Origin of the sequence: Profundibacter amoris, assembly GCF_003544895.1 — a bacterium.
Lineage (GTDB): Bacteria > Pseudomonadota > Alphaproteobacteria > Rhodobacterales > Rhodobacteraceae > Profundibacter > Profundibacter amoris.
The window spans coordinates 1,518,117-1,542,955 of sequence record NZ_CP032125.1 but is presented as its reverse complement, the minus strand read 5'-3'; the positions used below and the strand labels follow the sequence as shown (position 1 = coordinate 1,542,955).

General features: G+C 47.4%; 21 protein-coding genes, 1 tRNA gene and 3 pseudogenes. 12 read left to right on the top strand and 13 right to left on the bottom strand.

Translation table 11 applies throughout. The features are described from left to right. The first annotated feature begins 62 nt into the window (after positions 1-62). From BAR1_RS07685 to BAR1_RS07665, 5 genes are read left to right on the top strand one after another with little or no spacing between them, the layout of a single operon-like run. Positions 63-962 (top strand): DNA-methyltransferase, encoded by a 900-nt coding sequence (locus BAR1_RS07685; RefSeq protein WP_118942476.1) that lies wholly within the window; start codon positions 63-65, stop codon positions 960-962. Continuing rightward, positions 959-1,423, top strand: a complete 465-nt coding sequence (locus BAR1_RS07680; RefSeq protein WP_118942475.1) for a BglII/BstYI family type II restriction endonuclease — start codon at positions 959-961, stop codon at positions 1,421-1,423. Before BAR1_RS07685 ends, BAR1_RS07680 begins: the two co-directional genes overlap by 4 nt. Positions 1,424-1,432: 9 nt before the next feature. After that, positions 1,433-2,758 (top strand): hypothetical protein, encoded by a 1,326-nt coding sequence (locus BAR1_RS07675; RefSeq protein WP_118942474.1) that lies wholly within the window; start codon positions 1,433-1,435, stop codon positions 2,756-2,758. 2 nt (positions 2,759-2,760) lie between these two features. Beyond that, a complete protein-coding gene (locus tag BAR1_RS07670) occupies positions 2,761-4,668 on the top strand; it encodes an SNF2-related protein (protein ID WP_118942473.1) in 1,908 nt (635 codons plus the stop codon). Then, complete coding sequence (locus BAR1_RS07665) at positions 4,665-5,495, top strand: DUF3883 domain-containing protein (RefSeq protein WP_118942472.1); 831 nt, start codon at positions 4,665-4,667, stop codon at positions 5,493-5,495. Before BAR1_RS07670 ends, BAR1_RS07665 begins: the two co-directional genes overlap by 4 nt. A gap of 137 nt (positions 5,496-5,632) precedes the next feature. Here the strand turns inward: BAR1_RS07665 and BAR1_RS18405 are convergent, their stop codons facing one another. The 3 genes from BAR1_RS18405 to BAR1_RS18400 form a co-directional block, all read right to left on the bottom strand. Beyond that, positions 5,633-6,106, bottom strand: coding sequence for a DNA/RNA nuclease SfsA (locus tag BAR1_RS18405; RefSeq protein ID WP_407681534.1), 474 nt, complete (start codon positions 6,104-6,106; stop codon positions 5,633-5,635). A gap of 68 nt (positions 6,107-6,174) precedes the next feature. Further along, a protein-coding gene (locus tag BAR1_RS07655; protein ID WP_407681507.1) for an IS3 family transposase occupies positions 6,175-7,310 on the bottom strand; the annotation gives its coding sequence in 2 pieces (ribosomal slippage) (positions 6,175-7,064 and positions 7,064-7,310; 1,137 coding nt in all). 45 nt (positions 7,311-7,355) lie between these two features. Continuing rightward, complete coding sequence (locus BAR1_RS18400; RefSeq protein ID WP_118942469.1) at positions 7,356-7,592, bottom strand: PDDEXK family nuclease; 237 nt, start codon at positions 7,590-7,592, stop codon at positions 7,356-7,358. A gap of 451 nt (positions 7,593-8,043) precedes the next feature. Between BAR1_RS18400 and BAR1_RS07645 the strand changes: the two genes are divergently transcribed. Beyond that, positions 8,044-8,547, top strand: a complete 504-nt coding sequence (locus tag BAR1_RS07645; protein WP_118942468.1) for an antirestriction protein ArdA — start codon at positions 8,044-8,046, stop codon at positions 8,545-8,547. Between the two features lie 10 nt (positions 8,548-8,557). Continuing rightward, the gene (locus BAR1_RS07640) at positions 8,558-8,980 is read left to right on the top strand and encodes a hypothetical protein (protein ID WP_118942467.1); all 423 of its coding nucleotides are present in this window, start codon (positions 8,558-8,560) and stop codon (positions 8,978-8,980) included. Here BAR1_RS07640 and BAR1_RS07635 read toward each other — a convergent pair. The 4 genes from BAR1_RS07635 to BAR1_RS07625 all read right to left on the bottom strand — a co-directional run bounded on the left by BAR1_RS07635 (position 8,977) and on the right by BAR1_RS07625 (position 14,264). Then, positions 8,977-10,035: a Fic family protein gene (locus BAR1_RS07635; protein ID WP_118942466.1), complete on the bottom strand. Its 1,059-nt coding sequence runs from the start codon at positions 10,033-10,035 to the stop codon at positions 8,977-8,979. The two genes, BAR1_RS07640 and BAR1_RS07635, sit on opposite strands and share 4 nt — an antisense overlap. A gap of 265 nt (positions 10,036-10,300) precedes the next feature. Continuing rightward, entirely contained in the window at positions 10,301-10,939 is a 639-nt protein-coding gene (locus BAR1_RS17940; protein ID WP_162891703.1) for a hypothetical protein, read from the bottom strand. Positions 10,940-10,999: 60 nt separating this feature from the next. Further along, complete coding sequence (locus tag BAR1_RS07630; RefSeq protein ID WP_118942465.1) at positions 11,000-13,816, bottom strand: AAA family ATPase; 2,817 nt, start codon at positions 13,814-13,816, stop codon at positions 11,000-11,002. A 4-nt stretch (positions 13,817-13,820) separates the two neighbouring features. Continuing rightward, complete coding sequence (locus BAR1_RS07625) at positions 13,821-14,264, bottom strand: plasmid mobilization protein (RefSeq protein WP_118942464.1); 444 nt, start codon at positions 14,262-14,264, stop codon at positions 13,821-13,823. A gap of 317 nt (positions 14,265-14,581) precedes the next feature. Between BAR1_RS07625 and tnpA the strand changes: the two genes are divergently transcribed. The 3 genes and pseudogenes from tnpA (at position 14,582) to tnpC (ending at position 16,869) form a co-directional block, all read left to right on the top strand. Next, the gene (gene tnpA / locus BAR1_RS07620) at positions 14,582-14,944 is read left to right on the top strand and encodes an IS66-like element accessory protein TnpA (protein ID WP_118942463.1); all 363 of its coding nucleotides are present in this window, start codon (positions 14,582-14,584) and stop codon (positions 14,942-14,944) included. Further along, the gene (gene tnpB / locus BAR1_RS07615; protein WP_118942462.1) at positions 14,941-15,288 is read left to right on the top strand and encodes an IS66 family insertion sequence element accessory protein TnpB; all 348 of its coding nucleotides are present in this window, start codon (positions 14,941-14,943) and stop codon (positions 15,286-15,288) included. The genes tnpA and tnpB overlap by 4 nt, the downstream gene beginning before the upstream one ends. 72 nt (positions 15,289-15,360) lie before the next feature. After that, positions 15,361-16,869, top strand: a pseudogene (gene tnpC, locus BAR1_RS07610) (IS66 family transposase). A gap of 248 nt (positions 16,870-17,117) precedes the next feature. Here the strand turns inward: tnpC and BAR1_RS07605 are convergent. Continuing rightward, a complete protein-coding gene (locus BAR1_RS07605) occupies positions 17,118-18,005 on the bottom strand; it encodes a glycosyltransferase family 2 protein (protein ID WP_118942461.1) in 888 nt (295 codons plus the stop codon). 26 nt (positions 18,006-18,031) lie between these two features. Then, positions 18,032-18,805: a Stf0 family sulfotransferase gene (locus BAR1_RS07600; protein ID WP_162891702.1), complete on the bottom strand. Its 774-nt coding sequence runs from the start codon at positions 18,803-18,805 to the stop codon at positions 18,032-18,034. Between the two features lie 296 nt (positions 18,806-19,101). Here BAR1_RS07600 and BAR1_RS07595 point away from each other — a divergent pair, with 296 nt between their 5' ends. Then, entirely contained in the window at positions 19,102-19,932 is an 831-nt protein-coding gene (locus BAR1_RS07595) for a sulfotransferase domain-containing protein (protein ID WP_118942459.1), read from the top strand. Between the two features lie 113 nt (positions 19,933-20,045). Here BAR1_RS07595 and BAR1_RS07590 read toward each other — a convergent pair. Further along, a tRNA-Ser gene (locus BAR1_RS07590) sits at positions 20,046-20,135 on the bottom strand. A gap of 796 nt (positions 20,136-20,931) precedes the next feature. Here BAR1_RS07590 and BAR1_RS07585 point away from each other — a divergent pair. Continuing rightward, on the top strand, positions 20,932-21,117 hold the full coding sequence (locus tag BAR1_RS07585; RefSeq protein WP_162891701.1) for a hypothetical protein: 186 nt from the start codon (positions 20,932-20,934) through the stop codon (positions 21,115-21,117). 18 nt (positions 21,118-21,135) lie between these two features. On the opposite strand, the pseudogene BAR1_RS18395 reads toward BAR1_RS07585, so the two are convergent. The 3 genes and pseudogenes from BAR1_RS18395 to BAR1_RS07570 form a co-directional block, all read right to left on the bottom strand. Beyond that, a pseudogene (locus tag BAR1_RS18395) lies at positions 21,136-21,657 on the bottom strand (hypothetical protein); the annotation flags it as partial. A 242-nt stretch (positions 21,658-21,899) separates the two neighbouring features. Further along, positions 21,900-22,453, bottom strand: a pseudogene (locus BAR1_RS18160) (IS3 family transposase); the annotation flags it as partial. Between the two features lie 67 nt (positions 22,454-22,520). Beyond that, positions 22,521-24,644 carry a calcium-binding protein gene (locus BAR1_RS07570; protein WP_194295024.1) on the bottom strand — a complete coding sequence of 708 codons (2,124 nt, stop codon included), beginning with the start codon at positions 24,642-24,644 and terminating at the stop codon, positions 22,521-22,523. Positions 24,645-24,839: the final 195 nt, after the last annotated feature.

Below are 24,839 nucleotides of genomic sequence, written 5' to 3'. Positions count from 1 at the left end.
TATCGACCTTCAGCGGGCAATATAATCTAGTCTAAAATCAATTATAAGTCTGTATCACCCCTATGAGCACTACTTCATCAAAGTCGGTTAGAAAAAGAAAAACCAAAGCCGCGTCAATCATCCGGCTGCACTCTGACGTAATGGCTCACGTTGAGCGTGAAAACAATTTGAAATTCATGAGAAGATTTGATGATGCTTCCATGAAGCTTATTGTAACTTCACCACCATATAATCTCGGCAAGGAATACGAAAAAAAACGCTCTCAGGAATTTTATATTGAAGAGCAAACAGCTTGCATTGCGGAGGCTGTTAGGCTGTTGCACCCAAATGGATCGATTTGTTGGCAAGTTGGCAATCACGTCCAAAATGGCGAGGTTTTCCCTCTCGATATATTGCTTTACCCGCTTTTCAAGCAGCATGGCCTTCGTCTTAGAAATCGTATTGTTTGGACATTTGGGCACGGATTACATTGTCAAAAAAGATTCTCAGGCCGTCATGAAACAATATTATGGTTTACCAAATCTGACGATTACACCTTCAACTTAGATCCAGTGCGGGTGCCTTCGAAGTATCCAAATAAAAAGTATTTTAAGGGTCCAAATAAGGGAAAAATTTCTAGCAACCCTTTGGGGAAAAACCCGGAAGACGTTTGGGATATCCCAAATGTGAAAGCCAACCATGTTGAGAAGACAGAACACCCTTGCCAATTCCCAGTGGCGCTAGTTGAGCGCTTAGTCTTAGCTCTAACAGACGAAGGTGATAGCGTACTTGATCCTTACTTGGGTGCTGGTTCAAGTGCGGTTGCAGCATTAAGGCATGATCGTCATGCATTTGGCTGTGACCTTGAGAAAAGCTATATTGATATTGCATGGAAGCGGATTCACGAACATCGAGCGGGAACTTTAAGGACGCGCCCCATGAATAAGCCCGTTTACGATCCTAATGACAAGGTAGTGAAATGAAATTAGCATTTACTTATGACGCACACCATGAAGCCGGGATAGCTTGGGAAAATCGAGAATTGAAGGAATGGGTTACAGATGTATTTGAAGCCCCGTCCATAAAAATAGGCAGGAAATGTACCGGGCTTATTCGTGAGCATGTTGAACAGGAATTCTTGAACGAGGGTTGGGCGCTAAATGTTCGCTTAGACAACGAATCCCAGATTAACGTTTTTGCTCTCAAAGATGATTTAGCTTTTCAACTACAAACAGGTAACGCGAGCCGAGCGCCTTATGACCTATTGAAGTTGGAGTTTCTTTTTAAATCGAGAAAAATTGAAGCGGCAGCGATAGCACTCCCGAGCAAAGATGCAGCCAAAGCTATCGGAGATAACATTGCGTCTGCTGAGCGAGTTATTCGGGAACTTAAACTTTTTGACCGCGTAATTACCGTCCCTATTCTTGTTGTGGCATTTGAGTAAAGGAAAAACATGACTTTTGAAATTAGCGTAAAACCACGCTCAGAACGCGAAGCCACAATAAAAAAAGGTGTCGCTGCGTCCAAGATAACTAGCTCGTTAGATGATTTTCGTGGTGACAGGATTGAGTTGCCAGAGGTAAAACTTGACGTAGGGTTACTCGTCTATCGAATGGCCAATTGCAGAACGTATTCCGAACAACAAAATACAATCGCCAAAAAAGGGCTAGACCCAGCATTTTTTATAAAGGGCCAAGACGTCACAACTGTTCAAGCGGAGCAGCATGCTATCCTGAGGCGAATTACAAAAACTGCCAAAGCATCAATTGCAAATATAGATGAAGTTTTAGAAGTCGAAGGGCAAAGAGAGCCCTTATTGGTCACATCAACTGGAGTTGTCGTTAATGGGAACCGACGTCTAAGTGCTATCCGAGAACTCTATGCTCAAGATGAAGCAAAATTTACGAGTTTTGCATACGTCAGGTGTGCAGTGTTGCCATCAGACACAACCGCGGACGAAATTGACGATATCGAAGCTGCACTACAGGCTCGCCCGCAAACCAAACTTGATTATGATTGGATCGGTGATGCCCAACTTATTAGAAGGCAGATAGATAAAAGTCGTAGTTTTGATCAAGTTGCTCTGCAACTACGTAGAAAACCCGCCGATATTAAAAACCTCTTTCAAGCATTGACTGAGGCTGAGCTTTATCTTGGCGAATGGGTGGGAAAACCCGGCCAATACGGGTTAGTTAGTGAAGATGCTGAACAGTTATTCAATGACTTGTCAAAAAGCATTTCTGGGTACGATGGCCAGATGCAAAATGCCAGCCGTGCAATCGCTTGGTCATTGTTCGAAAATCGGGACAAATTGGCAGGCCGTGTATACGGCTATAATGCTGCATTTGGGAAACTTGCGCCGCAAGTGATTGCGTTAGTTTCAGAAGAACTTGGGTTAGAGCTTTCAGAACCTGAAGACGACGATGATATTGAATTTGATTTTTCTATTGATGAAGATTCTGCGGTCACCGACTATTCTTCATTCGTTAGTGCTCTAAAAGATGAGGAAACTAAAGACGATGCCGTAGATGTGCTAATTGATGCTTGCATAACTACTATTGAGCGCGAAAAAGGCAAAAAAAATAAGAATGCGGCCCTCAAAACCCTCGGCCAAGTACATTCAAAGCTAGCTGCGATTGATGTTTCTACCGCAGGCGTTGCAACATATTCTCCAATGCTGAAACAGATTTCTTCGATTAAGGATATATTGGAAAAACTTGATACAAACATTGAGGCCGCATTGGCAGCTCAGGGTAGCAAGCCCACATCCGAACAATAAATATGGATAGCACCGTAAAAGTAATAATTTCAATAACTGACAACGGTGAAGGTGTCTTTTCCATCCCCGTTGACCAAATTAACTCGCCCATCTGGAGCCGACTAAATTCGACTGCAATTTCTCGGGGTTTCTTTTTCAAAAAAACATCCGAAAAACTGACGCTTTCCTGGCCAGATACGCTTACCCTAATTAGGGAGTTTGGGACAAAATCAAGCCAACAACAATATGGTTTTAGGTTTAGTCCAGATGATGTTGTAGTTGAAAAATTAAAAGTGTTTGCCGAAGATATTCGTTCGGTCCGAAAGTTTAGAACAGGTGAGTTAGAAGAGTGGTCTGAGGGACAAATTGAGGCGAAGTTGCTTGAATGTGGATTCACAAAAAGGACGCTCAAGCCGTTTCAAATCCGTGACTTATCCAAACTTTTAGCACTAAGCAATGGAGCAAATTTTTCGGTACCTGGAGCAGGGAAAACAACAGTTACTTTTGCACTAAATCTACTTACACGGCAACCTGGGCAACATCTATTGATAGTTGCCCCAAAGGCTGCATTTCAAGCATGGAAAGATATCGTTGGCGAATGCATTGATACAGAACTCGCACCAGATCAAGCCGAACCTTTCACGGTACTTGACGGCAGTATTGAAAAAACATCTGAGGCACTTTCGTCTGGCGCAACGCGATTTATTATTTCTTATGATTTGGTAATAAGGCAAGCATCTGTTGTGGCAAACCATTTTGCATCTGTTCCTACGCACTTGGTTTTGGACGAATCTCATAGAATGAAAGCCGGTTGGAATTCACAACGAGGATCGTTCCTTCTTGGAATCGCATCATTGCCAATTAGGCGCGATATTCTTTCAGGAACACCAATGCCACAGGGTGCGTCAGATGTGGAATCGCAACTTGATTTCTTGTGGCCCGGGCATGGGCTGGGACGTGAGGTAGCATTTGGGAAGGCCCCAAGAGATGTATTAGGAAATCTCTATGTTAGAACCACCAAGAAAGAGCTTGGCTTATTAAAGCCGAACTACAATTTTGTTGATGTTGCCATGGATGACGGACAACTCGCCCTCTATTCAATCGTCAGGGACGAGTTCCTAAGAAACTATGCCAAAAGCGTCTCTAAAGGATTAGGGGAAGCGCAATTGGTAAAAGCGCGTCGATCAGTCATGCGCCTTTTACAGCTTTCTGTGAGTCCAGCATTGGCACTAAATGCAATGGCAAATGACGATGTTAACATCGCTTCATCAATCGTGGATAAAGTCCTGGAGGAAGGGCATTCCGCAAAACTACAGCAGGTAATGTCCGATGCTAGAAAGCATGCAAAGTTAGGCCAGAAAACTGTTATCTGGACAATTTTTACTGGTACTATCAATAGCTTGAACTCTGCACTTGCTGACTTGAATCCTGTGTTTATTCACGGCGGCGTCCCCTCTGGTGAGAAAGAGGATGATAATACACGCGAGGGGAAAATTCGACGTTTTCACGAAGATGACACTTGCAAAGTTCTCATTGCTAATCCAGCCGCAGCCGGTGAGGGAATAAGTTTACACACCGTTTGCCACAAGGCCCTTTATGTAGACCGAAGTTATGTTTCGACACACTATCTTCAATCGATTGACCGCATACACAGGCTAGGTTTACCTCCGGATCAAGAGACAGATATCTATATTTATCGAAGTAAAGCTCCCGCACAGATCGGTAGTATTGACATGTCAGTCAGTCGACGGCTTACGGAGAAGATCCGCAACATGCAGATACTGCTTGATGATCCGGATTTGCATGAATTGGCTCTTAGTGAAGAACAAGCGGATGATCCGATTGATTATGATGTTGGCGTTCAAGACATAATCGACCTTATCACTGAACTTGAAAACAAGGCGCCAAGTAAAACAGATGATTTGATATGACGGAAGAAGTATCAACCGAACGCCTGTTCTCATTTCCATGCTTTGAAGGGTTGCGACTTCTAAGGCAACACTCGGCTGAGAATAGTGGTATGAGTCCAAGTGACGTTCTTGATTTAGTCGTTGCAGTTGAAGCAGATGCCGCGAGTTTGGATCTCGAAGCGGCATTGTTTTTAGGTGGCCTTGTCGAACAAGATTGCCCACTGGAAGGCGAATACTTTTATCAAATTTGCATTAAAGCCGTTGTCATTCGTCATCAGCCAATTTGGGCCAAATCCATGAAACAAGGCCGGATACGGTTTATTAACTCTCTTGGTGTAAATGATCAGGGCATATTTGCAGCAGCAGGACTTTTGGACGACCCCCCAACAATGGAGGTAGTTTCTTGGTGGGACGACGTTGTAGGCCATGCGAGACTTGCAATTGATATTCAAAAAATGGAACAAGCGAGAATTGCTGAGGCGCTTTCAATTGAGTATGAACAAATCCATTTAAATAAAATTGGAATTACGAAACATCCAAAATGGGTTGGTTTGGACGACAATTTTGCTGGCTATGACGTATTGTCTTATGACTTGGAAAACGGCTCCGAGGTTAACAGGATGATTGAAGTGAAATCGACAATCAATTCTCCTCTCAGGTTTTTTGTATCTCGAAATGAATGGAAAACCGCGGATACTATTGGTGATGCGTATTCGTTCCATGTCTGGAATATGGCGATAGACCCACCACAACTGCATATTAGAAGTGTTGAAGATATTAGACCACATATTCCGAGTGACAATGCAAAAGGCGCTTGGTCAAACGCTGCTATTCCAATTGGGATATAAGAAAATTTCCTTTCTTTGAGGAAAAACCAAAGGAAACTTTGCGACCACAAGTGGGAAAGTCACGGATGACGTGATCCATCTAAATCTTGAAGTTCATCAAAGCGTGCAGCTACAGACGTCTGTCGGTAGTCGTTCAACTATAGCTCTAGGAGCGCTTCAGTGACTTCATCTATTTCTAGGTTATGCGGAATAACTCGTGGTTTTCCAAAGCCTTCAGGATGGACTGAAACCGCCACGACTATAACTTCGACACCCGCAGCAATTGCGGCCACAAAAGCTTGAGCGTACGCTGGATCATTTATTGTGCTTACTTTGAAGCTTTGTGCGTCATCGCGCTGCACAAGAAATAGCAGGATTGAACGTTGCCCAGTGGACGCCTTAAGGGTAAGAGATTTAAGCTGCTTTACGCCTCTGGGCGTTGCGGAGTCTGGGTAGCGAGCGACTCCATTCTCCACAATGTTGCAACTTTTTACCTCTATAAGGCACTCGCCATTTGAGCCTGACACAAGGAAATCCACCCGAACACCTGGCTCGACCTTATATTCCCGAGCTATAGTTTCATAATTTTCAAGGCTGGGAATTAACCGTAATCGCAGAGCTTCTTCGACGATCCTGTTGGAAAGGTGTGTGTCTGTCCCAATCCAAAGTCTGAATAGCCCCTAGTTTCCTAGACACTTTCTTATTTCATTTTCTGCTGCCTTTCGAACTCTACGGGCGACAGCATTCCGTTTCTAGCGTGTTTGCGTTTCGGATTGTAGAACATTTCGATGTAGTCGAATATATCCCGCCTTGCGTCTTCTCTGGTTTTGTATGCCCTGCGCCTGATGCGCTCCCGTTTCAGCAGGTTGAAGAAACTCTCAGCGACTGCATTGTCATGACAGTTTCCACGGCGACTCATGCTGTGCTCCAGATTGTGGTGCTTTAGAAATGAAGCCCATTCCATGCTGGTGAATTGCGAGCCTTGGTCCGAGTGGATTAGCACATTGCCCGTTGGTTTACGCCGCCAAACGGCCATCAGCAGTGCCTGCAAAACGAGGTCAGTATATTGACGGCTATGTGTTGCCCAGCCAACCACACGACGAGAATATAGATCGATCACAACCGCCAGATACAGGAACCCCTCATAGGTTTTGATATAGGTAATGTCCGTGACCCAGAATCTATCCGGTGCATCAACATCGAATTGCCGGTTCAGCGTGTTATCCACGACAATCGATGGCTTACCACCATACTTGCCAGGGCGGCGTTTATAGCCGATCTGGGCCTTGATACCCGCCAGCCTTGCCAAACGAGCTACACGGTTCGGGCAGCAGGCCTCGCCTTGATCCAATAGATCATCATGCAGTTTCCGATACCCGTAAATCTTGCCGCTTTCGTCCCAAGCCTCTTTGATCAACTTTGTCTGACGCTGGTCCTCGATGGCCCTTTTGCTAAGGGGGCTCTTCAGCCAAGCATAGAAACCACTGGGGTGAACGCGCAGACAACGGCACATTGCACGGATCGAAAACAGTGGGCGATGCCCTTCAATAAACGCATACTTCATTTGGCATCTTTCGCGAAGTATACGGTGGCCTTTTTTAGGATATCCCTTTCCTCGGTGACCCGCGCCAACTCCCGTTTTAATCGTCTATTCTCAGCGGCATGATCGTCGTTGATATTAACCTCAGCCGACTTCGAATACTTCTTCACCCACGAATACAACGAGTGGGTGCTGACGCCCAATCGCTTTGATACCTCCGCTACCGGGTATCCCCGCGTCGTGATTTGATGCACCGCATCCCGTTTGAAATCTTCACTGAATCTTGCATTGCCCATGGTGGCCTCCTTGCCTCATTTTTAGGAAAGAAGGTGTCTACAAATCTAGGGGCTATTCAGTCCTTCAGTCTCGACAGCCCGCCATGTGAAACGTCTCTTTCGTTTCAAGTCTCCGCTTTCCCAAATAAGCGCACGCGCACCTGAGCTCAAATCACTGGCCATAGCGCCAGGGTTTGCGCAATAGACAAGCTCTTTGGTGCCGTCTGCCAATTCCATTAACGCGAGAAAACGCTGTGTCCTTTGCTGAAAAATTGCATCATGTTGTGGTTGCGGAAATGCCATAAATATTTCAGTCAATTGCCTAACTCCCACTTTCCTTGACTGCTGAAAGCGACCTTCATTAGCCGGCCTCAACGCAGTTTGGTTATTGTTTTAGCCCTTACAGGGCATTGTCAGGGAAACCTGCTGAAACTAGCAGGGTGGTAAAGTAGCATTTACGAATGGTAAAAAATAGTCCCTTTTGCCACTTTTAAACCAGCGCTGAGATCATCCGCTTGGTGGTGATGCTCTATATCCGGCTTCCATCCCTGACAGAAGTAGGGCTTAGGGGCTAGCCCTCAGCGCACTTCGATAAAAACAGATCGAACAGAAAATGTCGTTGTCGGTTCCCCCTAAAGGTTTCCTCCAACAACGCAATTTTCTTTCGCCGGTTTTTCCCTCCGTTTGCACACCCATTCTCGCCGAAGGGCAAGGTTTCACATGCGAAACCCAACCCCATTTGGAGGAGAGAAAGATGACACAGCTACATGCACAGCCCTACGATATTTCAGCTACAGGCTTTTATTTTGAAACAGCAGAAGAATACAAAACGAATGCAAATGCCTTGCTCAATGAGTACGGCGATCCCGTTGAAGAATTTGAAATCCAGTTTATTGATGGCGATGCCATTGATTGCGATCTGGCAAAAGCGATTGGCTTGAATCAAGCGAATTTAGCACGGTTCTTTGAGATTGTTGGCGAATGGGAGGAGTGGGAAAAACGGCAAGTTATTTTGGCAGTTGGTGAATGTGGTTATCAGTTTGACGATGGCACCGCGCCCGATGATTTTGATGTTGATGTCTATGACGTGAACAACATGCGCGAATTAGCCGAGCAGTTTGTCGAAGAAGGCTTGTTCGGTGACATTCCCGAACGTCTGCAATTCTATATCGACTATGATGCCATCGCCCGCGATCTGGCGGTTGATTATTCCGAGGCAGTTATTGCCAGTTCCCGCGTCATTTATCGGTGCGGGTAAAGGGGCAATCATGAAAAAGACACCCCAGAACCTGACCGGATATAACTTCGGGCATCCATGGTATTATGTGCTTGGTGGCGAAATCTTATCGCCCAAGCAAATCCGCGCGGAAGTATCGGCAGGGAATTATCAAGGCTACATGGCGGAGGAAATCAACGCCGTTGATAATAAATCAGAACCGCATCGCTCAGAAGCGTTGCGGGCGTTCAAAGTGAAATTTACGAAAGACTTGGCGGAAGATATTTCCCGCTATCGACAGATTGCTTGTGCAATCCGCCGAGATCGCGCGGAAAATCCCATTTTTATTGAACCCGATAGTTGTGCCGATAATCACACCGATATCAGCCTGAAATACGCGCATATTTACAATGACTTTGCGCACCTGTTTTATATTGAGGATTTGCTTGCACAGCAGGGCGATTTGTTTGGCTAGTGTTGCGCCTTCATATACCAAGTTGCCCGCGCTTTGCCGTGCTTTGTAAGACGCCCTGCGCTTACAAGTTCACGTAGGCGAACTTTTATGGTATTTTTGTTCCCGCCTGTTAGTTCGGTAATTTTTGACAGGTTCAGGCGATCATCAGTGTCGAACAACCTCAAAATTTGCACCGAAATTTCGGGCAGATCAGTATTGTCAATTTGTCCTTTTTCACGATTCAACCGGATCACCAAATTGTCTTTTTGCTTTTTCAGACAGCGCAAGAAAAACCCAACCCACGGCGACCAATCGGGGTCATTGACATTCAGGGTTGTCTGAGTGCGGCGTAGGCTTTTGTAGTAAATATCTTTGTTTTCCTCGATCACACTTTCCAAGGACGCATAAGGCACATAGGCATAGCCCGCCCGCAGGAGCATCAGCGTGGTCAGCACCCGCGACAGCCTGCCATTGCCATCTTGAAACGGATGTATTGCCAAAAACTGCACAATAAACACCGCCACGATCAGCAAAGGGTGCATTGATTGTTCGTCAATGGCTTTGCGCGCCCAACGAACCAACTCTTCCATTTGGCGCGGTGTTTCAAACGGCGTAGCAGTTTCAAAAATAACACCTATCTCGACGCCATCCGCATCAATGGCAACCACATGATTGTCGAGCTTTTTGTATTCGCCCCGATGGCGTTCATCCTTGGTGCTGTGACGAAGTAGAACCTTGTGCAACTGGCGGATATGGTTTTCGGTCAGGGGCATGTCGGCATATGCCTGAAAGATCAAATCCATCGCCTCAGCATAGCCCGCAACCTCTTGTTCGTCGCGCGTGTCGAATTTCCGCATTTCAATGTTGGAGAGCAAAGTTTCCACCTGCATATCACTAAGCTTTGCGCCCTCAATCCGCGTTGACGATCCAACACTTTCGACTGTCGCCACCTTGCGCAGAGCGCTAAGGCGATCCGGTGAAAGGTTTTTGAGTGCTTCCCAGCGCCCCTTGAATTCGTCAACCTCAGCAACGAGTTTTACAAGGTCTTGGGTCAGGATAATATCGGGTTCATTCATCGGCTTAGTCTTCTTGTATTCAATTCCATATCCGATTATACCCGATAATATCCGATTTGTCGAATGTGCTGTTTGCTAGGTGTGGGCTTCATATTTACTGGCACAATGTCCGCTTACTTGTCCGCTTTGCAGATCAACAAGGGGCATATATTACAGATAGTTAAAATGCAGTAATGCCAATAAGCGCCCTACAAATTGTCCGCTATATTGGCCCTGCTTTCCTAACCTAAAAACGGTGGGACAGTCACCCGCCAATTTGTAAATATTAAACATCCCCTAAACGAGCTACAGAAAGCGTATCAAAGTATTCTACCGTACCAGAAATACTACTGCTCAAGCCTGTTACGGTATCGCTCCCCTGTACCCCCTCGTAGTGTATACCAACATCAACCGTAAATGGCACCGCACTACTATAGGTAGCCGAAACAATAAGGGTTCCGCCCCTATTGTAAGTTGACCAAGTCATAATTGGTGAGCTTGCATTATAAACAGAGCCATTAATATCAATAAAAGCCTGTGTTTTAGTTGGTTGACCGTAGGCTTGTGTATTATATGTCATCAAATATACCCCCGCAGGGAGGGTTACAGTTCCCGCAGAAAGAGACGCTCCCGCGATTGTATTATGCACGGATGTATTTAACACTCGGTAATTGAGGCCACTAATCGGTAACGACCCACCATTTACGCCGTTAGCTTTTCTAATGGAGAACATTGCTGCCGACGCTCCACCTCCGCTACCGCCAGATTCTATCCAATTTGTATTGTCACAATAATACATCTTATGGGCGGTAAAGTCATATCGTGTTTGGCTTTCACCACCTGCTGGTAATGTACAGGCTGCGAAGACACTTTGAGATGAAAGCAGAAGGAAAAACAGAAGGGTAAGGCTGAAAAATTTGTTCATTATCCAGTATACCAGCAACGCCGTCTCATTTCAGTAGGACGTTATTCCTAAGGTGGTATTTTACCTATCTGGCCCAGAATGCTTACGTATATCGCCCACACGAATAGTAGACCAATCATGGTTGTGCTCCAACCTGCGCAAGGCGGCAGGATCGCCGTAAAGTCGCATTTCATCCCTGTGGCGCGTCATGGCGACGTAAGAAAGATGGTGATCCATTGTATTGGAGTCAAGCACATAAGCGTTATCAACCGTTGCGCCCTGTGATTTGTGGATGGTGCAGGCATAGCCGTGATCAAACGCTGCATAGTTATCTGGCATTATTGTGACTGATCTGGCTTTATCACTGCCATCGGTATCCATGCGCACACGAAGTTGGCCATTATCAATTTCTTCTACCATGCCGAAACTACCATTTTTCACCCCAAGATCACGATCATTGCGGGTGAAGACAATACGGTCACCAGCAGCGAAGGCGCGCGGACCGTGGTCGGTTTGGAACAAGGTTTCCACTGCCAGATCACCGCCAGATTTGCGCAAGGAACGAATAGCTTGGTTGATTGCATGCACATCCTTGCGGCGATGAGTTAGAGCCAGCCTAGACACGCCCACACCGTTCAATTCCATATCCGTCACATAGTCCTGCGCCAGTTTGGCGATGGCTTCAGGTGTATCAACAGCGGTACTAACAAAACCCTGTTGCCAGTAGGTGCCAATCGCATCGGCGCACCGCCCCTCTGCCAGATTACGTGAAGCGTGGCGTTGCCATTCCTGCCGTTGGCGTCGGATTTCTGAAAGACGTGCGGCACCATTTTCCTGCGCGATATCCTTGAACGGTCTACCGGCCTGAATAGGTTGCAATTGCTCAGGGTCACCAATCAAAATCAGCGTAGCACCGCTTTTCTTAACCGCACTCACAAATCGTGCCAGTTGCTTGGTGCCAACCATCCCCGCTTCATCAATCACCAACACCGAGTTTCTGGTCAGCAAATTGTAGCCGTTCTTCCAGCTATATTCCAAAGAGGCCAAGGTTCGGCTTTCAATGCCAGAAGCCGTTTCCAGACCATCGGCTGCTTTACCCGAAAGAGCCGCGCCGATCACCTCAAACCCCTGCTTTTCCCACGCGTAACGCGCCGCTGACAGCATTGTGCTTTTGCCCGCCCCAGCTAGACCGATGACGCAGGATAATTGCCCCGAGGTCAGAACATGACGAATCGCGGTTTCTTGCTCCGCGCTCAGGCTTGCCCCTACCGATTTTTGCAGGACCACATTTTCCTTAAAGATTGCAGTGTCGATATGATTGCGTGCAACATAAGGTGCAGAGCTGGATGCCATTATGCGCGCATTCGCCGACAATGTGGCTTTGATGCTCACGAATTCTTGCGTCGAATAACGCGGTTCTGACCCTGCTTTTACTTCAACAAGATCAGGCGAACGCAATACCGCATCGGCTGCAATGCGCAGATTCGTGGGATCAGGAATATACTGCACCAAGGCGCGCAAAATGTCGGCTCGGGTGAAAGCTTCCTTCTTATCTGCAATCACTTCTAGAATATGCGCCGGATCACGCGCAACTTTTTCGGCAATGGAAAGCGTATTTTCATCGGGCTGAATGATCAGCGGTTGCGCAAGATCATATTCAGGGCGCAAAGGCACCGGCTCAGGGGTGAATTCCACGTCCGGTAATCTTGTGCCAATCTCGCGTTGTGCTGATTTGGCGTTCAGTTCGCGATGATATTCAAGTTGCTCAAATTCATGTTGCAGAGCGCGCCGAGCTTTCAGGTGGCGCTGAATAATGTCATGTTGACCGCGCCGGTCACGCCGTAACGCCTCATTGATCAGCGCTTCATTTTCCGCACAGAGACGTTGATAAGCACCCGTCATCTTTGCCCATGATGCTTTCAAACCCGTTGGAAGGCTTGCCATACGGGCAGCGACTTCCACGGCAAGGCGAGTCTGTTGCATATCCCGCAGGACTTCACGTTCATCACGTTGCACCGCCACCAATGAGCCGCGTTTTTGTTCAAGTATTTCTTTGCGCCGTTCAGCTTGAAGGGCAGCTTGTTGCTGAGCCTCAAAATTCTCAACATCAAAACTACGGGACAGAACGGCAATGGCTTCTTCGACATTGGGCAAATCTTCAAGATCACCCAACCGCGCCCGCACCTCTTTGATTTTAACGCCAACCCAACGTGCAATAGCGTAAACCTCACCAGCCGCGTCTACGGCAACAAATCCACGTCTACTCCCTCGTGCCAGAATAAACCCTTGTTCTTTCAGCGCATGCGTAAATGCAGCACGAGAATCTGATCCAACCCAACATTTCTGGAACATTTCTTTCAACGCCCGAGCATCGCGTTTGACACGCTTGGCCTGTTGCGCTTCTGCTTGCGAATAATTCAGCGGATCACGCTCAGCAAAATCTTCTAACCCGCGCGGCATATCCCAGCCCTGTTCCAGATAAATTTGGCGCGACAACTCAGTCAGTTTCAGTTTGAAATGCGGCAGGTTGATTGCCTTCATCTTTGCCGCATCAATCCGCGACCAGACACAATGCGCATGCCTGCGTCCTTGTTTTTCGTGAAAGACAATTGCGCGAGGCTGGCCAGCCAACCCCATCTTGGCTTCAATTCGTGCAATCACATCTTCAAAAACTTCGACCGGAGCATTTTCCATTTCCGGCGGGTTCAGACTCAGCGAAAACAAAAACTGCTTACAGCGCGTCCCCTTGGAAATCGCATAAACTTCTTTGAACGCACCCGCCAAATCATCAGCGACAAAACCGCTGATCTCAAGCAATTCCACATGTTCGTTTTCGGGTTTAAGCAGATGCACAGCCAATTGCATCCCGCCGCCACGTTGAGAGGCTTTCAGGATCATGGGTCTAACCTTCAATCAGACCAAGTGCCGAAACCAGTTCATCCCGCATAAGGCGCACATGGGCATAGGTTTCATCAATTTGTGCGCAGGTATTTTCATCCATGATCAGGGAGCCGATATTTGCCTGATGCGCCAGTTGGTTCAGATTATTGGCAATCCGTGACGCGCCCAGCAAAGCCAAAGCCCTCGCCATTGCTTCCTGATCCTTCACCGGCATATGTGAACGACGTTTCCGTCGCGTGACATCCCCTGCAAAAATGCATTTGCGGATATAGGCACTCACAGACATACCCGCAGCTAACGATTTAAGGCGATCTCGTTCTTCATCCGTCACACGCAGGGTTATGGGCGATTGAGAGGGCTTCTCTTGTTTCGTAACTGCCTGCGCTTCACCCTGAAACGCAGACCTAACATCAATCACAGCCTTTATATTTTCTGAGCGGTTCATAGTGACGGCCCCCGCAAACGAGGTGCTGGAGGCGTTCTGGATTCTGAGCTGGGGATATCCATCTCAATTCCCTTGAGGTGGCTCTCCCATTCTTCTAAAACTTCAAATAGAGAGTTCGAGGTTACTCCCTCTAACTCCGCCATTGAACCTTTTCTCTTGTATTAATTATCAACAATATCAATAAGGTAACCTATTTTCTTCTGCTCCCATTAGCTCATTGTGTCAATATATAGTAAGCGTCCGGCGTCCCCCGCCTAACGGTGCTGATTTCGGGGTGTTAGTGTCCACCATTTATAGTGGACACTTAGGGGCACTTTATGGCTGTAAAGCAGAAGAAACGTCGATGGTCGGATGAAGAGAAGCGTTCGATCTGTTTTCAGACGACGGCAGCGGGTGTTTCGGTAGCGCAGGTTGCGCGGCGATACGCGATGAATGCCAACCTGATCTTCAAATGGCTGCGGGATGAACGGTATATGCCGGAGCCGGATGCCCCCGAGGAAGAATCTGGAGCGGTATTTATGCCGGTTGAGGTCGAGGCGGCGAATAGTCCGCGCCCCGTTGTGGCATCCATTCCAGCAGGGCGGATCGAGATTGAACTTCCCGACGGGTGCCGTGTATCGGCCGAGGGCGGGTTTGATGTGGATGTGTTGACGCGACTGTTGAAAGGGTTGTCGTCATGATCCCGGTGCCAAGCAATACGCGGGTCTGGCTGGCGGCGGGTGTGACGGATATGCGGCGGGGTTTCAACACCTTGGCGGCACAGGCCGAACAGGTTCTGGCGGAAGATCCGTTTTCGGGCCACTTGTTTGTGTTTCGGGGGCGGCGTGGGGATTTGCTCAAAATCATTTGGTGGGATTCACAAGGCGCCTGCCTGTTTTCCAAGCGGCTTGAACGTGGACGGTTCGTGTGGCCTGCGGCGAAAGACGGCAAGATCAGCCTGACCTCGGCACAACTTGCTATGCTGCTGGAGGGAATCGACTGGCGCATTCCAAAGCGGACATGGCGGCCTTTGCAGGCGGGATAATGGGGTGCGAATATCCGGCAATATTGGCGTTTATGGATTCCCATTACGGGTGCAATTCTGTATAGAAACCCCATGCTAAACGCCCTTGATAATTTGCCTGAAGACCCCGCCGAACTGCGGCAGATTACCGAACTTTTGGCGCACGAGGTGAAGGCATTATCCATGAAAGTTGAGCAGCTTCAGCACCAACTGCACGGGGCGAACCGGCATCGTTTCGGGTCAAAATCTGAAGGCATGGAACAACTGCAGTTGTTCGCCGAGAATGAAGAGATTGCACAAGCGACCACTAGGATAAAACAAACCCCACCTACTGAACCCGCCGCGCCGAAGGAAAAGCCGAAACGCAAGCCTCTGCCCGAGTATCTTGAACGTATCGAGCAGGTTTTAACAATTGGTGAGGATTGTCCGGACTGCGGCGGTGACCTGTCAAAACTGGGCGAGGATGTGACTGAAGAGCTGGAATACATTCCGGGTCGCTTCGTGGTGAACAAGATTATCCGCCCTCGCATGGCATGCCGCCGTTGCGAGGCCGTATCGCAGGCCCCTCTGCCTTCGCGTCCGATCGAACGGGGCAGACCCGGGCCAGGTTTGTTGGCGCACGTTTTGGTCAGCAAGTTTGCAGATCACCTGCCGCTTTATCGCCAGAGCCAGATATACGCCCGCGAGGGTGTCGATCTGGATCGTTCAACCATGGCGGATTGGGTGGGGAAATCCACCGCTCTGCTGGAACCACTGGCCGAGGCCATTGCCAAGCGGGCCAAAGACGGGGCCACATTGTTTGCAGATGACACCCCACTGAAGATGTTATCCCCGGGAAATAAAAAGACCAAAACCGCCCGTATCTGGGCCTATGTCCGGGACGAGAGGCCATGGTCCGGCCAGTCGCCACCCTGCGTTTGGTACCAGTTTACAGTCGACCGTAAAGGCGAGCACCCGGTCAAACATTTATCCACTTATCAGGGCTGGGTGCATGCTGATGGCTACGCCGGGTTCAATGGTGTGTTCGGCAAAGACAAAGCCTCGGAGGTGGCCTGCATGGCCCATATCCGGCGCAAGTTCGTGGATATATATACCGCGCAAGGGTCTGCCATTGCAGAAGAAGCCATCAAACGCATTGCGCAATTATATGGCGTAGAAAAGCAGGCGCGCGGCCTATCTCCCGAAGCCCGCGTTGCCCTGCGCCAGAAAAATGCAAAACCCGTCTTTGATGATCTGGAAGACTGGCTGCACGCCCAGCTGCCAAAAATATCCGGCAAATCACCTTTGGCCAAAGCCATTCGCTATGCTCTGAGCCGCATGCCCAAAACGCGACCATAACTTGAAAACGGCTTTCTGGAATTGGACAATAACACCCCCGAACGGGCCATGAAGCCCGTCGCCATCGGGCGCAAGAACTGGATGTTCGCCGGATCACAGCGTGGCGGCAATTCCATGGCCATCGCCTTTACCCTGATCGAAACCGCCAAGCTGAACAAGGTCGATCCGCAGGCATGGCTCACATGGGTTCTGGAACGTATCGCCGACCACAAAATCAACCGGCTGGACGAACTGATGCCGTGGTATTATCCTCCCGAGGAGTAGGCGGCGGACGCTTACGCAAAACTACCCCCCAGCAGTATTGCAAATATCATTCGGGGAAGGGCTGACACAAATCAAGAACATTGAAAATAATGACGCGCCGCTTGGCCAATATTGCCACAAATCGCATCAGTGAACTGAAGTTCCGGCTTTGCTCGAGATATTTCTGGGGGTGTTCCGGTAAGATGCAGCCACGATAAATTCTGCGCTTTGGGTCAACTTTCGAGACATTACCGACATATCCAACAGGTTCACTGCATTTTTCCGGATAACCTGTAGGCAACGGATTTTAGAAAAATCAACAAATAGAGGTTTACTCTCACTTTCCAATCATGCTGGTTTCGGGTGAATTTCCACGCCGTATTGAACTGATTGGATTTTACACAATGCTTAATATATGTGCGACCGAGATGATGCACCATAGATGGGTAGCTTTCGCAGACATATAGAATACATTTGGCCCGCTCATCAGAAGTAACGCGATGTGTAATATGTTGTAAATTGCCGGCTCCTGCGCTGTTATGTGTATGGATCACCATGCCGGGTTCTGCCGAATACCAGGCATCCAACCCGGCAGAAATCAGGCGGCAGCCGTATTCGGTGTCTTCGTTTATTGTTAGATTTTCATCAATATTGCCAACATTCTGGAACACGTTGCGTTTAATCCAGAATCCCATGTTAAATCCGAATATGCGTTTATTTAGAGGGGCATCATCAGGAATAGGGCCGGTTGAAAACCGTATTCTTCCTTGCATTTTTTGGCTCTGTGTCTTTCCAAAATCATTCACTTCCAGAAATGACGAAAAACCGTAAGCGGGTAAGGGATCCAGCGACAGTATTCTTTGGCAATAGTCGGGTAAAATTTCATCATCATCATCCAGAAAGAATACTATTTCCCCTTTTGATTTTGATAGCCCGAAGTTTCGGACACCTGCAACGCCGCCAGAATTTTCATTTACATAGACATGGATTCGCGCGTCGTTTACATGGGCAAGGCTTTCAACAGCAGGTGTTTTGCTGTTGTCGTCAATAACCAGAATCTCTCCCTCTGTATCAATTGCTGCAAGCGCTGAATTAACTGCTCTTACAAGCATTTCAGGACGATCCTTGGTGGGGATAATTATTGTGTGTGTTTTCATACTTTTAATTTGTTTGGTCAGATCAATTATGCGCTATAAGGAACAGGCTTCATCTGCTTTTTCCTGAAAAACCGGATTATATTGGAGATATGTCTGGATGGTTGTCTAGACGGGGTGGTATATGAAACAAACTCCCTTGATTTCATATCTACCTCAAAGCGGCGGCGCCATTCCTCGGTTTGTGAATTTCTCTGGACCACCAGATCTGTTTTGATCTTGTGTTCATAGCCGGTAATACCTGCGTGCGCGGCTATGGCATCAACATATTCGACAGGGTTTTCCAGCAAATCTTCATAGACAAAACACCTGTTCTTAAGTTGCATCGCATTGACATAGCTGTTCCAGTAGTCATACGAGCGCCCAATCATGAAATACGATCGACAAATTTGTTCAAAATCATATTCCGGAGTTTTTGTTGTTCCTCTGTGTGCTCTCCAGGCCCCCGTCTGTAATGCTTTTGTAAAAGATATCGCCTGCCCAACACGGTCACGGCGCGTGAGTTTAATGAATAGAATGTCATGGGAACGGTTTAGATGCTTGATCAAATCATATCCGTATTGCATCTGGAACCAATGCAAATGACGTGGAAACATTTTAATGGCGAAAAAACCGTTGGGCGTTGAGGCATGATCTATAATTGATGCAATATACTGTTCACCGTTTAGTTTCTTTGGGTTTAAATTCAACTGGTGGGGATCAACCCATTCTTCGGAGCGCCCCAACACGCCAGTACTGTCCGTCAAAGACCCAAGCCAATTTGACCCGGATCGACCTTCAGTTAGTTGTAGAATACCTTTCATAGGGTTCCCTGTAATAATCACGTTCATCTATGGACCTTACACTTGAACGGTGTAGCCGCGCTCTAATAAAAAGAAAAATCCAAGCAAGTCTGTCTTTAATCCTAATCACTGTTTGGCTTCCGGAACAACCGGTTCCACCTTTTAAAACGAATAGCTGTAATTTGGCTTTGACGGAATGGGGAAAACCACCAAACAACGAGGAGGGCATCCATGCCATCGGCACTGTTATTTACCATATACAAGGCCCATGGGTTTTGTAAAACTGGCTGAAATGAAATTATAAGCAGAAAAATAGCATGGCGCAAAACAGGACTTTTATTTTAGGCGTAGGCGCACAGAAAAGCGGAACGACATGGTTGTATAAATACCTGGATAGTTATGCCGGCGTGGATGCCGGTTTTACAAAAGAATATCATATCTGGGATGCCTTGCATTCTGCTGATTGCAATAAGTTCCGGCTTTCGTGGCGGGAAACATTGCGTTCTTCTGTAAAAAGAAAAAGAAGAAGAATGCAAAAAAATACGGACGTATATTTCGATTATTTCGCTGATATACTGGATTCTGATAGAACCCATTTTGCCTTGGATATTACCCCTTCATACGCGGTTCTTGATTCCAAAGTATTCAAACAGATTATCGGGGGTTTCAGGAAAAGAGATGTTCACTGCAAAGTGGTTTTTCTAATGCGGGATCCGGTGGAAAGATGCTGGAGCTGTGTAAGGATGCACAAGAAAATTAAAAATACAAAAGAGCCGGTCATAAATAATTTCGTTAGTGAAGAACAAGCCGTTATTGAATATTCACAAAGCCGCCATGCACATCTTCGTACCCGATATGATAAAACGATTAATGAGCTGGAAAAGGCATTTGCTATCAAGGATATTTATGTTGGTGTATATGAAGAGCTAATGTCTGAACAAGGCATTGAGAATATTTCGAAATTTGTCGGTATTGAACCGAACCAAGGTTACGCAAAAGTCACGGTCAACACTTCCCCTAAAACTACCATTTTATCTGATGAGGCCAGAAGGTTGGTCGCTAATGAATACAAACCGGTTTACGAAATGATTGCCGAAAAATTCCCGCAGACAAAATCCTTATGGGCTGGAAACGAATATATTCCATAAGGTTTCCGCAATACAGGGCTGTAAATATCCGGGTGAATACCGGCCAAAGGTCGGCGTAAAAGGCAATTGGAAAACGGTGACACCACCCCTTGTAAATGAGTGAAAGTGGTGGCTGGCGGAGAGACAGGGATTCGAACCCTGGGTAGGCTTGCACCCACAACGGTTTTCGAGACCGCCCCGTTCGACCACTCCGGCACCTCTCCGCGTGATTGGCGACTGTTGTCGAACCGTGGCTGTATCTAAGGGCAGGTTGCGGCGGACACAATATTTCTGATGTTCTGCGTCGAGTAAGTCACCATATTCCTCATCAAAAAAATGCACAGTAGTTCTCCCTGGCTTTGGAGTAACTGCATTGTCTTTTGTAAAAGCTTCTTCATATCCAATTCTGTATAGAGCGTCATGTACTATATCGAGATCACTTTCATCACCATTGTGATCAATAAACACGCTACTTTCATGGGCGACTATTTTTGTACCTGTCTGAATTGTTACATTCCCGCCAAGAAAATCTGTTTCAGATAGAGTATATGTGCTCAGAGAATCATATGTTCCTAAGGTAATTTCTGATCCTGAGAAGGTAGGCTCACCAAACTGGGGCCAAGTTTCCTCTGTCTCATGAAAGGTTGTAAGCGTTTCAACTTTCTGTTCTATCTGCTCGCCATTAATATAAAACTTATCCGCTGCATCTGGATTCAGAACAACCATATCAATGGCATCCCAGTTGAAATTGGCACCCAACCCCAGCAGGTCAAGGTCAAAGTCTGCAAAATTATCGGCGGTTAACCCCTCGACATTTACGGCCAATATGCCATGTGCAAAATCGGTGTATACTTTGCCAGTACTATCGTTGACTCCGCCGAGGGCGTTGATCCTGAACTCGTCAGCACCTTCACCACCCCAAACCACAACTGGCCCACTTGACGAGGGTGTCGTTCCCATACTGTCGATAGTGAAGATATCCGCACCCCCACCACCAGCAACCATTTGCAGTGTACCGCCTTGGCCGTTCAGGGTGAAATTGTCCGCCCCCGCACCGCCAACCACAACCTCAAGCCCCTGTGTGGCCAGATCAACCGTCACCCCGACCTCGCCGGTCACGATCCCCACATCACGACCCGCACCGCCGTCAACCACGGTATCCGCCGCGTCAAAGATCAGAATATCATCCCCGGCACCGCCGGATAGGCTGTCTGCACCATCGCCGCCATAGAGGATGTTGCTGGCCTCGCTGCCGGTGATGGTGTCGTTGGAATTGCTGCCGACGACGTTTTCGATACCGCCAAAAGCAATCTCGGCGTCGCCAGAAACGAAACCCGGAAAACCGGTGCTGTGGGTCGCATATCCAGCATCGCCCGCCGTTTGCAAAACCACGGTTAACCCACCGCTCGTCACCCCGGACAGGTTGAGTGTATCGCCGTTCTCGCCATTCGCCCCACCATCAAACTGCAGTTGTGACTCTCCGCCCACACCCGCAAGACTGCCGGTCACAGCAAAGCTGTCGTCAAAGCTGGTGCCGTTGATAAACTCGATGGAAACCAGCGTATCTGTTCCGCCCAATCCGTCATTCACGATGCCCGTGCCAACTTCTTGTGCGTTTTGCGTAACGGTAATCCCTGTTGTGCGACCGGTGGTGTCAGGGTCGGCAGCGGCAGAATAATCAACGGTGTCAAAACCGTCACAATATATAGTGTGGGGTAGAATGTAGAGTGGTAAAATAGGAACCATTTAAATGCCTGCTAAAAACGGCCCGCATCGTGAAAAACGCCTTAGCACCAAGTTTGTGCTTGTTGCCCCGGTGGGGCGACATACAGACGGTGGAGGGCAGCATAGCAAGGGCAAGAAGATTGCTTCTGCGCGTGACTGTAAAAGGCCGGCGGAGAGATTTTGGGCTTGGCTCCGCCCGTGTTGTTGGTTTGTCGAACGCAAGAGCAAAGGCCCTCGAATATCGTAGAGAAGTAGCAAAAGGTAACAGATATTCCGTTCTGGCGCATTAAACGACCGACACGCCGGTGGCCGACTTCAAGACCGTTCTCTTTCAGCTCTTCGGTCATCCTCGGCCGACCATAACTGTTCAAGCTCAGGCGATGCTGCTCCCGGATATGGGCCAGTAATACCATGTCTTCACGTTGACGGCGGCTAGCTGGGCGGCCCCGCCAGGCACGGTAGCTGCGGGGGAGACATCGACGATCCGGCAAAGACGCTCGGTGGGGATTCTTTTGCGGTGCTTTTCAACAAATGCGAACCACATTTGCTTTGGTCCGCGAAGAAGATCGTTGCTTTTTTTAACAGCTCCCTCTCCTCTTGCAGAAGACGGTTTTCTTTGCGGAGTTCTGCTATCTCACGCTCAAAATCAGTTTATGCCGAAGGCTTTTCAGGGTTCTTCCGATCCTGCTGTATCCACTTGCCCAGAGTCGAAAAAACCGATACCAAAGTCGGCAATTACTTGCTTCCGTGTAAGCCCACTCGTCAGTGCAATCCTGACTGCTTCCTGTCTGAATTCAGCTGTGCGTTTCGTTCCCATAGTAGTTCTCCTTTTGCGCATAATATGCGGTTAAAGGAGCGGCACAATTCCGAGACAGGTCCACAAGTTAAAGCAGATTATATACCTCTCCGCCAATCTGGATATTGATTTCGGCTTGCTCACCACCGTCAACCAATGCCCACAATAGATTGCCGGTTGGGATATGGGTGATGAAGATCTCTTCTACACTTGCATCCCCCGCATTATCTGTAAAGGCACGTTGTACCAAAAAGTCCGATGCCGTCGCGTTCCCGCCGCCCCAGAGTAAAACATCGCCCTCAACAGAGTTATAATCCTGAATCCAGTCAGAGCCGTGATCGGCAATCCCAAGGTGAAAAAATTTATCACCCCCCTCCCCTCCATTTAATCGATCATTGCCAAAACCGCCATTAATGAAGTCAAAGCCATCTCCACCGAACATTTCATCTCCATATGCACCACCGGAAATCACATCATTTCCGGTGCCTCCTATCACCAAATCCGCGCCTAAGCCACCTGATATATTATCATTTCCCGCATCACCGCGTAACTCGTCATTACCGCTGTCGCCGTAAATGGCATCATTGCCGGTACCACCGTAGATGGTGTCGTTCCCACCCATCCCGAATAGCTCATCATTCCATGTGGATCCTATCAATGTGTCATTTCCATTATGCCCACTCATTTCCACCAAGTCATGGTTACGTGAAGTAAAAGTGAGCTGCATGATTTCATATGCGCCCAATTCGAATTCTAAAGCTCCAAAGCCTTTAGAGTCTCCAAACAAATCTATGTGGTTATAAATGTCAATGACAGGCATCGAAGAATAATTATTAGGGTCACCATCTACACCAAGGCGGCTCCCCCAAATATGAATGTTTTCGGTAGTATTCAAATTTAAGAAGCCACCAAACCCATCAACGCCTTCCAGAAATTGAAGAACATCATCTATAGTAATTGTTTGCGATTCTGTTTCTAAGTTTCCAATGTATAGGACGACTTTTCCCTCTTGTTCAAATGCTCTGAATACTACGTCCTCAATATCATCGCCATTCTGAAAAACCGTTGGATCTTGATCAAATTCTATAGCCCTCAAACCACTAATGTTCTCGTGCATTAATCTGAATAGCTCCCCTCCAGCACGAGGTTCGTTATGAAATAATGTTGGGCTTGCACCCCCCCATCCCGATGCTAGCCAAGACACAGCATAGTCTACACCCCCAAGGGACATCTCATAATACTGCATGAAACCTAGAGAAGCATTTACAAGGGCGGAACCCCCATGGTCTTCAACACCGCCCGGCCCTTGAGGCCCGTCAATATCTCTTTGCCATGGATATTGCCATGCTAATGTGTGTAACTCAACATCTTGGAAAGTATCATCCCAGAATGAATTAAGGCTGCTATATATTGTATTCAAATTTGCATTTGAGTATGGCCCTTGACCAAAATAATCCTCATATGAGGATAAGAAAAGTGTAAGGCTATGTATATCTACTGCATCCACATAACCAGCTTCAATAGTATCAAAGGCGTCTTTTATTTCTTGTGCATCCATCAAACCATTGTGATCTCTATCCCCAAAAAACAAACCCGACCCACTTTCCTGCAACCATATCCGACCAGATTCCACTACCAATTTGGGTTCACCCCATCCAATATGCGAGCTCCCGTACTGGTCTAACGATTCCCCAATTATTAATGATAACCGACTGGCAATTTGACCATACTCGGCCGCGCTCAAGCCATTCAAATCATACTCATTTCCTATTTTTATGGAGTCGATAATCACATTTTTTTGATCGGCATAAGCTATTAATTCATCGGCAATGAAAGTTGAGATCTGTCCATCCAAATCGTTTAATTCATTATCGGACATTCCCTTGAATTCGGAAGTGGGAAACGTAAAACTGAAATTTAGCCCATTCTCTGCGCAATAGTCTATTGCCGTTCTTAAGTCTGATACGTCAAGCGTATGAGTGGAGGATGCATCGGACCTCCAGTCGAAATCCCGTTCCGCTTCAGACCCGCCCGGCCACCTGATAGCCGTGACGCCTAAGTATGATATTGCATCACTAAAGCTGTCTTCCCTTTCACTACCAAGTGTAACCGCATTGAGATTTCCAATCACAACTGATGCAAAATAATTGCTATCAATCGTATGTGCTTCATTGTATTCGCCAGAAACTTGACCAAGAGAATATACAGTCATCGATCCACCTTATATCTAATTACGAAAGCTCTCTAAGAGTGATTTAGATATAAGGAGGATATATTTTGTTGAGGTGGGCATTCCTGTGTTTAAATTGAGGCATTATGTTTGATTTAGTTATTAATTTGAATTCAAGGCGACTGAATAGCCCCTTATGTATTGGAAGTTTATTATCGTTATTCAGGTGCGGTATTT